This window comes from Janthinobacterium sp. 64, from assembly GCF_002813325.1.
Taxonomy (GTDB): domain Bacteria; phylum Pseudomonadota; class Gammaproteobacteria; order Burkholderiales; family Burkholderiaceae_D; genus Janthinobacterium.
This window is the reverse complement of record NZ_PHUG01000001.1, coordinates 2,148,053-2,161,249: the sequence shown is the minus strand read 5'-3', so window position 1 is coordinate 2,161,249 and position 13,197 is coordinate 2,148,053. Positions and strand designations below refer to the sequence as shown.

Genomic DNA, 13,197 nt, shown 5'->3' with positions numbered 1-13,197 from the left:
GGGCTTTCGATCGTGAACGCGGCGTTGAAGCCGCGCTGATAATAACTTACAGCACTTCGCTGGCGTGGTCAGCCAGGCGCGAACGCTCGCCGCGGGCCAGGGTGACGTGGCCGCTGTGGGTCCAGCCCTTGAAGCGGTCGACCACGTAGGTCAGGCCGCTCGAACCTTCCGTCAGGTACGGCGTGTCGATCTGCGCGATGTTGCCCAGGCACAGGATCTTCGTGCCGGGACCGGCGCGCGTGACCAGGGTCTTGACCTGTTTTGGCGTCAAGTTCTGTGCTTCATCGATGATGAGGAACTTGTTCACAAACGTGCGGCCGCGCATGAAGTTGAGCGATTTGATCTTGATGCGCGAGCGGATCAGGTCTTGCGTTGCCGCACGGCCCCATTCGCCGCCATCGGAGTCGGACTTGTTCAGCACTTCCAGGTTGTCGTCGAAGGCGCCCATCCATGGCGACATCTTTTCTTCTTCCGTGCCTGGCAGGAAACCGATGTCTTCGCCGACGGGCACCGTCACGCGGGTGACGATGATTTCATTGTAGAGCTTGGTTTCCAGCACTTGCGCCAGGCCGGCGGCCAGGGCCAGCAGGGTCTTGCCGGTACCGGCCTGGCCCAGCAGGGTGACGAAGTCGCATTCCGGATTCATCAGCAAGTTCAGCGCGAAATTCTGCTCGCGGTTGCGCGCCGTCACGCCCCACACATTGTTCTTGGTGTGGCTGAAGTCGCGCAGGGTTTGCAGCACGGCCGTCTTGCCGTTGATCTGTTTCACCTGGCCATAGAACGGCGTTTCGCCGTTTTTCGGTTCCAGATAGATGAACTGGTTGACCAGCAAGGATGGAATGAACGGGCCCGTGACGCGGTAGAACGTCGAGCTGTAGCCGTTCTTGCTTTCCTGCCACGATTCCATGTCCTTGCCGTGCTTGTTCCAGAAGTCGTCCGGCAATTGCACGATGCCCGAGTACAGCAAGTCCGTGTCTTCCAGCACATGGTCGTTGAAGTAATCTTCGGCCGGCAAGCCCAGGGCGCGCGCCTTGATGCGCATGTTGATGTCTTTCGACACCAGCACGACGGGGCGGCCTTCCTGTTCCGACTCCAGCGAACGCACGACGGCGAGGATCTGGTTGTCGGCTTTGCCGACTGGCAAACCAGCCGGCAGGTCGGCGCTTTGCAGACGCGTCTGGAAGAACAGACGGCCCTTGGCGTCCTTGTTGCCCAGCTTGGACAGCAAGATGCCGTGTTCGATGGCGTCGTCGTCCGTGTTGCTGATCAGGGCGTCCAGGGTGCGCGAAACCTGGCGTGCATTGCGCGCCACTTCCGTCATGCCCTTCTTGTGGTTGTCCAGCTCTTCCAGGGTCATCATCGGCAGGTACACATCGTGTTCCTCGAAGCGGAACAGCGACGATGGATCGTGCATCAGCACGTTCGTGTCGAGCACGAACAGCTTGCTGATGCCGCGCTGGTCGGCGGCGCGGCTGGCGGACGACTTGAGCTGGACTTCCACAGGCTTGTGCTTGGCCGGATGTGGCTGCTCGGCTTGCTGGACGGGCTTGATCGGCGTGACCTTGCCTTTTGCCGCAGGCTTGGCTTTCGCCGCAGGCGCGGCAACGGCGGCAGGTGCGGCCGCAGGCGCGGCGGCGGCTGGCGCAGGTGCTGGCTTGGCGACCATCAGGGCCGCCACTTGCTTGATCTTCGTGGCCGCATTGCGGACCGGCTTGGCAACTTCGGCGATCGCCGCTTCAATGATCGGTGCAGCCACTTTCTTGGCTGCCGGGGTTTTGGTGGCCGGGCGCGCTGCGCCTGCGGTTGGGTAATCTTGGGTGGCCAGGATGGTGGCTGGCTTGCTCGGTAATTTTGGCAGTGGCATCAGGATCTCAATCAAAAAATTTCTGGAATGAATCGCCCATGGGCAGCCAGCTTCTGGCGGCACTTCTCATGGGGTGGATGCGGGGGAACAACAATGCTACAGGACGAATAACTGCCGGAAGGCCGGCAGCATGGCCGGTCATGGACGCCATAGTCGGGCTGCAAGCCCGCCTGGCGGAGTGGGTGGAGGCGCTTCGTTGACTCAAAATGGCGATAGGTACCGTGAACTGAACTGCGGTTGAACCAGGCTCGCTGGAAGCCGACAACGCGCATGCGATCAGAACAGATGATCAATTCAGACGCGCCACGAATTCCAGCACTTCTTCCACGTGAGTTGCGACCTTCACGCCTCTCCATTCTTTCACCAATCGGCCCTGGGCGTCAATCACAAACGTGCTGCGCTCGACGCCTCGGACCGTCTTGCCATACATCTGTTTCATCTTCATGACGTTAAACAGCAGGCAAACGGCTTCGTCCGGGTCGGAAATGAGCTCGAATGGCAGTTCCAGCTTGGCTTTGAAGCTTTCGTGCGAGCGCAGGGAATCGCGGCTGATGCCGTAGATTTCCACGTCGGCGGCGACGAATTGCGCATACGCATCGCGGAAGGCGATGTTTTCCGTGGTGCAGCCGGGGGTGTTGTCCTTTGGATAGAAAAACAGCACGGTGGCCTTGGCCGGACGGCCCAGCAACTGAAAGGTCTTGCCGCTGGTCATGGCGGCGCTAAAGTCGGGTATGCTAACGAGGGATTGGCTATCAGCCACAGGTTCTCTCCTGAACGGTGATCATCAGCGCTGTTTTTTTAATCTGGCAACGCATCCAGGTGCAACAATACAGCATTCAGGCCGCTTTGCCCTGCACAATCAGGCGTCCCGAACGCCCGGGCAACTCATCCCAGGTGATTGGGCAAACGGGCAAGTCCGCATTTTTTATCTTTTCATAATAATCGCCCATCGCTGCAAACTGGTAGCCCTGTGCTTTCCAGCCAGCCAGCAGTTGTTCGAAAATGGGGGCGAGTTTCTGTCCTTCAAGTTCCGCGTGCAAGGTATACACGTGATCGCGGGGATTGTCCGCCGTCAGCGACAATATATGCGCGGCAACATTGCCGGTCGTGATCAGCTTGCCGTCGATTTCGCAGCCCAGCAATTCATCCAGGGTGGGCAGGGTGGTGGGCAATTGCACGCATTGCAGGATGGTGTTGCCGTTGCGCACGCGATGCGGGCCTTGCGACGGCTGCGCCATGGCGCCGCGCGCGTCGAGCATGGCGCGGCCGTCGGAGGCGTAGCGGTAGCCGGCCGTGTCGTGTTCGACAAACGCACTGACATTCATTTGCCAGCCGGCCGCGCCGTGCGTATGCGGCTTGGCGCCAAACACCTGTTCGTAGCGGTTGGCGGCCTTGCGCATCATGTTGATGGTCCAGGCGGCGTTGCGCTTGGCCACGTTGTCTTGCCACAGGGTGTGATCCCAGGTGTGGATGCCGCACTCGAAACCGGCATCGCGCACGGCGCGCAATTGCGCCGCGCATTGCTTGCCGATATCGGGGCCCGGCAGCAAGGTGCCGTACATCAATGTTTTCAAGCCGTAGTGTTCGACCACCGAGGTGCGCGACACCTTGCTGAAAAAGCCGGGCCGCAAGGCGCGCCGCAGAGCCCAGCCCGTGTGGTCGGGGCCCAGCGAGAACAGAAAGGTGGCCTTGGCCTGGTGCGCGGCCAGCATGCGCACCAGATTGCCCATGCCTTCACGGGTGCCGCGATAGGTATCGACGTCGATTTTCAGGGTCAGGAACGGCTTGCTCAACATTAATCCATCAAGGCTTTGGCTTGGGCTACCTGGCTGCGGTAGGCGTCGAAGATATTGCGCAGGGAATCGGCCATGGTGGTGCTTGGCGTCCAGCCCAGCTCTTCGCAGGTATTTGTAATTTTCGGCACGCGGTTCTGCACGTCCTGGTAGCCGGCACCGTAGTAGGCGCCCGACGTCGTTTCCACGATGTTCACGTGTTTTGCGCCTTCGGCGTATTCCGGATACTCGGCAGCCAGGGTCAGCATCATGCCGGCCAGGTCGCGAATCGAGTAATTGTTGACCGGATTGCCAATGTTGTAGATCTTGCCGCTGGCGATGCCATTTTTGTTGGCGATGATGCGCATCAGCGCATCGATGCCGTCATCGATGTAGGTGAACGCGCGTTTCTGCGCGCCGCCGTCGACCAGCGAGATGTTTTCGCCGCGCACGATATGGCCGAAGAATTGCGTCACCACGCGCGACGAACCTTCTTTCGGCGTGTGGATCGAGTCCAGGCCCGCGCCGATCCAGTTGAATGGACGGAACAGGGTGAAGTTCAAGCCTTCCATGCCGTAGCCCCAGATCACGCGGTCCATCAGCTGCTTGGCGTTCGAATAGATCCAGCGCGGCTTGTTGATCGGGCCGCAGATCAGTTCCGAGTTTTCCGGGTCGAATTCTTCGTCGTGGCACATGCCATACACTTCCGAAGTCGACGGGAACACCAGATGCTTGCCGTACTTGGCGGCCGAACGGACGATGGGCAGGTTGGCTTCGAAGTCCAGCTCGAACACGCGCAGCGGCTGCTTGACGTAGGTCGACGGCGTGGCGATGGCCACCAGCGGCAGGATCACGTCGCATTTCTTGACGTGGTACTCGACCCATTCCTTGTTGATCGTGATGTCGCCTTCGAAGAAGTGCATGCGCGACTTGTAGTTGTCATCTTCCAGCAGTTCCGTGATGCGGTCCGTGTTCATGTCCATGCCATAGACATGCCAGTCGGTGGTTTCCAGGATGCGCTTGGACAGGTGGTGGCCGATGAAGCCGTTGACGCCTAAGATGAGGACTTTTTTCATGTGAGATTCTCTTGAGTGATATCAGTGTGTGCTGACGCGGGCGGTCAGACTTGCTTGCAATTGCTGAGCCGAAATCGGCTCCCCGGCAGCCCTCAGCGCGGAAATGGCCAGCATGCGGCCGTCTCCGCAGACGCCAAAGATGCAATTATCCACTACCGCCAAGCCCGCTGGCAAACTTCCTGCGGAATGCTTGCTCAAACGGGCGGTTTCGATGATGTAAACGATATTATTGACTTCGGTGAACGCGCCGGGATAGGGTGGCGCGACGGCCCGGTGCAGGTTGTATACCTGTTGCGCAGGTAACTTCCAGTCGATGCGGCCGTCTTCCGGCGTGCGCCCGCCAAAATAGCCGCCCTGGCGCAAATCGTTGAGCTGGCGCGGCGCCGTACCGTCCAGCAAGGCCGGCAGCACACCCCACAAGGTTTGTTCCGCCGCCACCGTGACCTTGCCGAACACTTCGAAGGCCGTGTCGTCGGGCAGGATGGGCACGGCCGTTTGCGCCACGATGGCGCCGGCGTCGGGCTTGACCGTCATTTCATGCAGGGTGGCGCCCGTCTGCGTGGCGCCGTGCAGCACGGCCCAGTTGACGGGCGCGCGGCCGCGGAACTGCGGCAGCAGCGAGCCATGCATATTGTAGGCGGGTGCGACTTCCAAGATGCTAGCCGGCAGCATGTGGCGGTAGTAAAAGCTGAACAGCATGTCCGGCTTGGCTGCCTGCACCTGCGCCAGCAGCTCGGGCGCGCGCGCGTCCGAAGGCGTGATGTACGGGATGCCTTCGGCCTGGCACAGGCTGGCGACGGATTCGAACCACAGGTTTTCCGTGGGGCTGTCTTCGTGCGTGACGACGAGGGCGATATCGACGCCGCCGGCGAGCAGCACCTTGATGCAGCGCACGCCCACATTGTGGTAGCCGAAGACGACGGCGCGTGGGGCGCCCATCAGCGGCCCACCTGGCGCTTTTCCAGGCGCACGTACGATGGCGCCTCGGCTTCCGCCTGGACCATGCCGTCCTGCAAGATGGTTTGCACCACGTAGCGGGGACGGGCACGTACCTGCTGGAAGATGCGTCCCACGTATTCGCCCACCAGGCCGATGCCGAACAGGATCACGCCCATCAGGAAGAAGGCGATGGCGAACAGGGTGAACACACCCTGCGCCTCGGCGCCGAACAGGAAGCGGCGCGCCAGCAGATAGATCACCAGCACGGCCGAACTGAAGGACAGCAGCATGCCCAGCATGGAAAAGATTTGCAGGGGAATCAGCGAAAAGCCCGTGATCAGGTCGAAGTTGAGGCGGATCAGGCTGTACAGCGAGTATTTCGACTCGCCGGCCGCGCGTTCCTCGTGCTCGACGGTAATTTCCGTGGGCTTGCGGGCAAACGTATAGGCCAGGGCGGGCACGAAGGTGTTGACTTCGGCGCACTGATTGACCAGGTCGATCACATTGCGGCCATACGCGCGCAGCATGTTGCCCTGGTCGGTAATTTTGATATTCGTGATCTTTTCACGCAGGCGGTTCATCATTTTCGACGCGAGGGTGCGCCAGGCGGAATCTTGCCGCTTGCGCCGGATCGAGCCCACGTAATCGTAGCCTTCGCGCATCTTTGCCACCAGGTTGCCGATTTCCTCGGGCGGGTTCTGCAGGTCGGCGTCGAGCGTGATCATGATTTGCCCGCGCGAGGCTTCAAAACCGGCCAGGATGGCCATGTGCTGGCCGTAATTGCCGTTGAACAGGACGACGCGCGTGACGTCGGGGCGCTGGCGGAATTGTTCCGCCAGGATCGCCACCGAATTGTCGCGGCTGCCATCGTTGATGAAGATGATCTCGTAGCTCGTCTGCAAGGCGTCGAGGGCCGGATACAGGCGCGCGAACAGGGCGGCCAGGCCATCCTGCTCGTTGTAGATCGGAATGATAATGGACAGTTCAGGTTTCATCGGCGCGCTGCTCATTTGATGAGTATGGATTTGACGGTGGCGACGGCGCGTTCCACGTCCTGTGTCGTCATGGCGTAGAACATCGGCAAGGTCACGGTCAGGCGGCCGATCTTTTCCGAGACGGGGAACATGCCCTCGGTAAAGCCGCGCTCGCGGTACATGGTAAACAAGTGGATCGGTGCGTAATGATAGCCCGTTCCCACGTTTTGCTGCGCCATGGCCTGCATGAAGGCGGCGCGCGTGCCGGGGCCATTGTCGGGCAGGATGATCTGGAACAAATGCCAGTTGCTGTTTTCAAAATCTTGCACGGGCAGCTGGGCGCCGCTCTGCGCTTCGAAGTCGCTGCCGAATTGCTCGAAATAGTGGCGTGCCAGCGCGCGGCGGTGGGCCGTGATGGCGTCGATATTGGCGAACTGGCCCAGGCCGATGGCAGCCATGATGTCGCTCATATTGTATTTGCCGCCCAGCACGTCGACATCGATGCCGTCGACGCCGCTGCGCGTGACGCCCTGCAGCCGGTATTTTTCGGCCAGCTTCGCTTCTTCCAGGTTGTTCAGCACCAGCGCGCCGCCTTCGCCCGTGGTGATGTTCTTGTTGGCCTGGAAGCTGAACGAGACGAAGTCGCCAAACGCGCCGATGCGCTTGCCCTTCCAGGTGGAGCCGAACGCCTGCGCCGCATCTTCCACGACGCGCAGCTTGTACTTTTCAGCAATTGCGTACAGGCGGTCCATGTCGACGGGCAAGCCGGACAGATAGACGGGGATGATGGCTTTGGTACGTGGCGTGATGGCCGCTTCCAGCTTGTCGAGGTCGATGTTCCGGGTGACGGGGTCGATGTCGGCAAACACGGGCGTGGCGCCCACTTCGATGATGACGTTGGCCGTCGCTACCCACGACACGGGCGTGGTGATGACTTCGTCGCCGGGGCCTATGCCGGCGATGCGCAGCGCGATTTCCATGGTGCACGTGCCCGAATTGAAGGTGCGCACGGGACGCCCGCCGAAGTATTCGGACAGTTGGGCTTCGAAGGCTTGCACTTTCGGTCCGCTGGTGATCCAGCCCGAGCGCAGCACCTCGCCGACGGCGGCGATGGTCGCTTCATCGATGGTGGGTTTGGAAAAAGGCAAAAAGGGCAGGGTAGAGGTCATGGGGCGCTGTTCTTGGGTTGACTATGCTGTATGGGTTTGTTGCAGAGGCCGCCTGCGCGACCGGGTCCGCGGGCCAGCATGGCTATTCTAAATCTATATTGCGGGAGTGGCGCAGCCGTTTTTTGGGGGTGTCCAGCTTCCAGTGTGGGCGCGGCCCGTTCCGGCGCGCGCCCTGTCCTGCACATGATTCTTTAATGATTGGCAATGACCACGCGGCGCGCATCTTCGGCAATGACACGCATGGGCACGCCACGTTGTTGCAATTCCTTGTAACGGTACAGGCTGATGATGGCCACGTCGCGCACGCCTGCGTTGGCATCGTTCGTCCATTGCTCGATGAACGGCTCGATGGTCGGTATCGACAGTTCGGGCTGCTGCTTCAGGCCAAACGTGAACTCGTCCCAGTAGTCGACGAGGATCACGGGGCGCTGCAGGTAATACGTGAGCGACTGTTCGTAGATGCCGACCGAATAGAGCTTGGTGTCGGGCTTCAGTTCGGCCTGGATCTGCGCCAGCATGTCGGTGCCCGCGCGGTTCTGGCCATACAGTTCGGAGCCGGCCAGGATGCAGTGCGTGGCCAGGAAGCCGGCACCGGCAATCGTCAGCACGGTCATGTCGCGGCGCAACTGGCCCGCATGCAGCAAGGCCAGCGCGCCGCCGGCCAGGGCGAAGAAGCCGGCCGCCATCAGCCATGGCTGGTAACCCTTGAGCGCGATCAGGGCTTCCGCATCGCGCGCGCTGGCCTTGCTGAAGGCGATCGGTCCACCGATCAGGATGGCCGCGCCCAGCAGACACAGCAGGCCGGCTGCCAGCATGCGCTGGCGCCGCGACGCCGACTCCAGGAACAGCGCAATCAGCAGCGCCAGAGCGGGGAAGATGGGCACGATGTAGCCGGGCAGCTTCGAGGTCGAGTAGCTGAAGAAGAAAGTGATGAACAGGGCCCAGATCAGCAGCATCAAACGGGGCTGGAAGGTGCCTTCCTGGCGCTTGAAGGCGGCAGCCAGGCTTTGCGGCAGCACGCCTATCCATGGCAGGATGCCGGGAATGAGCAGGACCAGGAAGTAGTACCAGGCGCCTTCGCGCTTGTGACCCTTCATCAGGAAACGCTGGAAATGCTCGTGGATGAAGAAGAAATGCGGTTGCTCAGGATTGCGCAGGGCCACCAGCACGAACCATGGCGTGGCGATGGCGAAAAACACCAGCAAGCCCTTAACTAGGTGCAGACGCGTCCAGATGCGCCAGTCGCGCGCACACAGCGAATACAGCACCAGCACGGCGCCCGGCAGCACGATGCCGATCAGTCCCTTGGCCAGCACGGCCAGCGCCATGCCTGCCCAGCACAGCAGCATCCAGTTGCGCCGCTCGGCGGGGGCGGCCTCGTCGCGCTGGGCCACCAGCAGGCTCATCAGCACGATGGTCATCATGCCCGACAGGCCCATGTCCAGCGAATTGATCTGGCCGGAAGCGAGCCAGAACAGGCTCGACGCCAGCACCAGGCCGGCATACAAGCCCACGCGCGGCCCAAAGACTTTCTTGCCGGCATAGGCCGTCATGCACACGCCGATGATGCCGCACAGGCCCGTCCACAGGCGCGCCTGCCATTCACCGAGGCCGAAGGCGGCGAAGCTCAGTGCATTCATCCACGTTTGCAGGGGCGGCTTTTCAAAATACTTGATGCCGTTCAGGCGCGTGGTGACCCAGTCGCCCGTGACGAACATCTCGCGCGCCATCTCCGCGTAGCGGCCCTCGTCGGGCGGCACCAGGGTACGGATACCCAGCGCATACAGGGTGACGACGATGAAGATGCCCAGCAAGGACCACATCAGCAGCCGCGAGCTGTGCAGTTCGTTGACGTTGATTTTCATGTGGCGCTGCCTGCGCCGGCAGCCAGGATCAGGGCCAGGGTGACTTTGCGGCCTTCGCCCATCAGGATGTTGTAGGTGCGGCAGGCGGCCTGGTTATCCATGCACTCGACGCCGATGCGGCGCATGGTCAGCGCGGCCGTCAGTTTCGGATGCACGAAACGCTGGCGCTGGCCCGTGCCGAGGATGACCACGTCGGGTGCGTCGGCCAGGATTTGCGCGAAATGCGCCTCGCTCAGCTGTTCGAAACTGTCCACCTCCCACGCGCGTGGCGGCGTTTCCGGCATGACGATCAGGCTGTAGTTGTACGGCTGGGCATTGATCTCCACGCCATTTTCATCGTAGCCTGTGACGGTTTGGTATTGTTGGGTGCTGCTGGCATGCAGTTTCATGGCGATGTCGGGGCTGTTCGTGTCGGTTGATCGGTGCGCGCGCTGTGCGGATGCGCGCTGCGGCCAAGGGCGTAAGCATGCCATAAATGACAGAAAAGAGCGACTGAAAAGCAACATCCTTTCCAATTTGCAATCTATGGGCAATTTTTTGGCGCGACGGTGGCAGGCAGTGCTCGCCATAGTAGTAGGCGAAGATTAAGAGAAGATGAAGAGCGCCCGCTGGGAAAAGCACGCACGTGCCGGACAGCGTGGCATAAACGGCGAGAAATGCTGCAATTTGCCATGTTTAATTTGATAAAATGGCCTGCTTTCGGCGAGAATGGTTGTTTTCGCATTGCAGTCTCACGGGTTCACAGTTCTGGCGCGGCTTTCATGCTGCAAGCGTAGGCCGGCCGCGCCGCATCACGACAGGGATTTATTTTGCGACCGATTCAGAAATCGAATAAATTGGCGGACGTCTGCTACGACATCCGCGGCCCGGTCCTGGAAAAATCCAGGCAAATGGAAGAAGAAGGCCACAAGATCACCAAGCTCAATATCGGCAATCTGGCCGTATTCGGCTTCGATCCGCCCGACGAGATCGTGCGCGACATGATGCTCAATCTGCAGAACGCGGCCGGCTATACGGATTCGAAAGGCATGTTCGCGCCGCGCAAGGCCGTCATGCACTACACGCAGGGCAAGAATATCGCCGGCGTGACCATCGATGACATTTACCTGGGCAATGGCGCGTCCGAACTGATCGTCATGTCGATGAACGCCCTGCTCAACAGTGGTGACGAAGTGCTGGTGCCGGCGCCCGACTACCCGCTGTGGACGGCCGCCGTCAGCCTGTCGGGCGGCAATCCCGTGCATTATGTGTGCGACGAGCAGAACGAGTGGTATCCCGACATCGAGGACATGCGCCGCAAGATCACGCCGCAGACCAAGGCCATCGTCGTCATCAACCCGAACAATCCCACGGGCGCGCTGTACCCGGTTTCCGTGCTGCAGCAGATTGTCGAGCTGGCGCGCCAGCACCAGTTGATCATTTTCGCCGACGAAATCTACGACAAGGTGCTGTACGACGAAGCCGAGCACGTGTCGATCGCCTCGCTGGCCGACGACGTGCTGTTCATTACCATGAACGGCCTGTCGAAGAATTACCGCTCCTGCGGCTACCGTTCCGGCTGGATGGTGGTCTCGGGCGAAAAGCGCCACGCAAAAGATTACATCGAGGGCCTCAACATGCTGGCCTCGATGCGGCTATGCGCCAATGCGCCGGGGCAGTTTGCCATCCAGACGGCGCTTGGCGGCTACCAGAGCATACAAGACCTGGTGGGGCCCGGCGGGCGCCTGTTGAAACAGCGCGACCTGGCGCACAAGCTGCTGACCGATATTCCGGGCGTCACCTGTGTCAAGCCGAAGGCCGCGCTGTACATGTTCCCGCGCCTGGACCCGGAGATCTACCCGATCGCCGACGACCAGCAGTTTGCCTATGAATTACTGGCCGAAGCGAAGGTCCTGATCGTGCAGGGCACGGGCTTCAACTGGATCGCGCCCGACCATTTCCGCGTCGTCTTCCTGCCCAACTCCGATGACCTGACCGAGGCCATGGGGCGCATCGCGCGCTTCCTCGAAGGTTACCGCAAGCGTCACGGCCGGGGCTGAATCGGCCAGCAGCAATCTCGATCAACCTGGCGCCGCCCAAGGGGGCGCCACTTATGAGCAGTCAAGCACAACTATGAAATCCATCAAGATCGGCCTGCTGGGCCTGGGCAACGTCGGTTACGGCACGTTCAGCGTCCTGAAACGCAACCAGGAAGAAATCAAGCGCCGCGCGGGTCGCGGCATTGAAGTCGTCGCCGTCGCCGTGCGCGACGTGGCGCGCGCCGAAGCGCTCGTCGCCGGCGGCTGCAAGGTCGTCAATGACCCCTATTTGATCGTCAACGATCCCGAGATCGACATCGTCGTCGAACTGATCGGCGGCTACGACCTGTCGAAAACCCTGGTGCTGCAGGCGATTGCCAACGGCAAGCACGTGGTCACGGCCAACAAGGCCCTGCTGGCCGTGCACGGCAACGAAATCTTTGCCGCCGCCCAGGACAAGGGCGTGATGGTGGCCTTCGAAGCGGCCGTCGCAGGCGGCATCCCCATCATCAAGGCGCTGCGCGAAGGCTTGACGGCCAACCGCATCGAATGGATCGCCGGCATCATCAACGGCACCACCAATTTCATCCTGTCTGAAATGCGCGACAAGGGGCTGGACTTTGCCACGGTGCTGAAACAGGCGCAGGAACTGGGCTATGCGGAAGCCGACCCCACCTTCGACATCGAAGGCGTCGACGCCGCGCACAAGGCCACCATCATGTCGGCCATCGCCTTCGGCATCCCGGTGCAGTTCGACAAGGCCTACGTGGAAGGCATCAGCAACCTCAATGCCGTCGACATCCGCTACGCCGAGCAACTGGGCTATCGCATCAAGCTGCTGGGCATCACCAAGCGCGCCACCGTCAATGGCGTGGAAGGCATCGAGCTGCGCGTGCATCCGACCCTGATCCCGGCCAAGCGCCTGATCGCCAACGTGGAAGGCGCCATGAATGCGGTGCTGGTGCACGGCGACGCCGTCGGCGCCAGCTTGTACTCGGGCCGCGGCGCGGGCGCCGAGCCAACCGCCTCGTCGGTGATCGCCGACCTGGTCGACATCACGCGCCTGGCCACGGCCGACCCGGAACACCGCGTGCCGCACCTGGCGTTCCAGCCGAACGCGATGACCGATATCGCGATTCTGCCGATGTCGGAAATCACCACCAGCTACTACCTGCGCATGCACGTGGCCGACCAGCCGGGCGTGCTGGCCGACCTGACGCGCATCCTGGCCGAGCGCGGCATCTCGATCGACGCCATGCTGCAAAAAGAGCCAGCCGAAGGCGAGACGCATACGGACATCATCATGCTGACGCACCAGACGCAGGAAAAGAACGTCACGGCCGCCATCGAAAAGATGGAAGCATTGAATAGCGTGGTAGGCACGGTCACCAAGATCCGCCTGGAAAACCTCAGCTGAGCGTTTGCAGCGAGCCATGCAAAACGGCGCCCGCGGGCGCCGTTTTTTCATCCGATGACAGTGATGTAGGTCGGATTAGTGCGGCAAGGCCGCACGTAATCCG

11 protein-coding genes are annotated in these 13,197 nt (G+C 61.2%); 2 read left to right on the top strand and 9 right to left on the bottom strand.

All coding sequences use genetic code 11. The annotated features are described in order from the left end of the window. Positions 1-46: 46 nt before the first annotated feature. The 9 genes from CLU91_RS09500 to CLU91_RS09460 form a co-directional block, all read right to left on the bottom strand. Entirely contained in the window at positions 47-1,864 is a 1,818-nt protein-coding gene (locus tag CLU91_RS09500; RefSeq protein ID WP_100873957.1) for a PhoH family protein, read from the bottom strand. A 289-nt stretch (positions 1,865-2,153) separates the two neighbouring features. Further along, positions 2,154-2,624, bottom strand: coding sequence for a peroxiredoxin (locus CLU91_RS09495; RefSeq protein ID WP_198521292.1), 471 nt, complete (start codon positions 2,622-2,624; stop codon positions 2,154-2,156). 76 nt (positions 2,625-2,700) lie between these two features. Further along, positions 2,701-3,660, bottom strand: a complete 960-nt coding sequence (locus CLU91_RS09490; protein ID WP_100873956.1) for a polysaccharide deacetylase family protein — start codon at positions 3,658-3,660, stop codon at positions 2,701-2,703. Beyond that, complete coding sequence (locus CLU91_RS09485) at positions 3,660-4,712, bottom strand: bifunctional UDP-4-keto-pentose/UDP-xylose synthase (RefSeq protein WP_100873955.1); 1,053 nt, start codon at positions 4,710-4,712, stop codon at positions 3,660-3,662. Before CLU91_RS09485 ends, CLU91_RS09490 begins: the two co-directional genes overlap by 1 nt. 21 nt (positions 4,713-4,733) lie before the next feature. After that, positions 4,734-5,651, bottom strand: coding sequence for a formyltransferase (locus CLU91_RS09480; protein ID WP_100873954.1), 918 nt, complete (start codon positions 5,649-5,651; stop codon positions 4,734-4,736). Beyond that, positions 5,651-6,646, bottom strand: a complete 996-nt coding sequence (locus CLU91_RS09475; protein WP_100876658.1) for a glycosyltransferase — start codon at positions 6,644-6,646, stop codon at positions 5,651-5,653. Before CLU91_RS09475 ends, CLU91_RS09480 begins: the two co-directional genes overlap by 1 nt. Before the next feature lie 11 nt (positions 6,647-6,657). Beyond that, the gene (locus CLU91_RS09470) at positions 6,658-7,794 is read right to left on the bottom strand and encodes a DegT/DnrJ/EryC1/StrS family aminotransferase (RefSeq protein WP_100873953.1); all 1,137 of its coding nucleotides are present in this window, start codon (positions 7,792-7,794) and stop codon (positions 6,658-6,660) included. 191 nt (positions 7,795-7,985) lie between these two features. Continuing rightward, positions 7,986-9,659, bottom strand: coding sequence for a glycosyltransferase family 39 protein (locus CLU91_RS09465; RefSeq protein WP_100873952.1), 1,674 nt, complete (start codon positions 9,657-9,659; stop codon positions 7,986-7,988). After that, on the bottom strand, positions 9,656-10,048 hold the full coding sequence (locus CLU91_RS09460) for an Mth938-like domain-containing protein (RefSeq protein ID WP_100873951.1): 393 nt from the start codon (positions 10,046-10,048) through the stop codon (positions 9,656-9,658). Before CLU91_RS09460 ends, CLU91_RS09465 begins: the two co-directional genes overlap by 4 nt. A gap of 420 nt (positions 10,049-10,468) precedes the next feature. On the opposite strand from CLU91_RS09460, the gene CLU91_RS09455 reads away from it, so the two are divergent. Then, a complete protein-coding gene (locus CLU91_RS09455) occupies positions 10,469-11,698 on the top strand; it encodes a pyridoxal phosphate-dependent aminotransferase (protein ID WP_100873950.1) in 1,230 nt (409 codons plus the stop codon). A gap of 73 nt (positions 11,699-11,771) precedes the next feature. Beyond that, a complete protein-coding gene (locus CLU91_RS09450) occupies positions 11,772-13,094 on the top strand; it encodes a homoserine dehydrogenase (RefSeq protein WP_100873949.1) in 1,323 nt (440 codons plus the stop codon). Positions 13,095-13,197 lie beyond the last annotated feature (103 nt).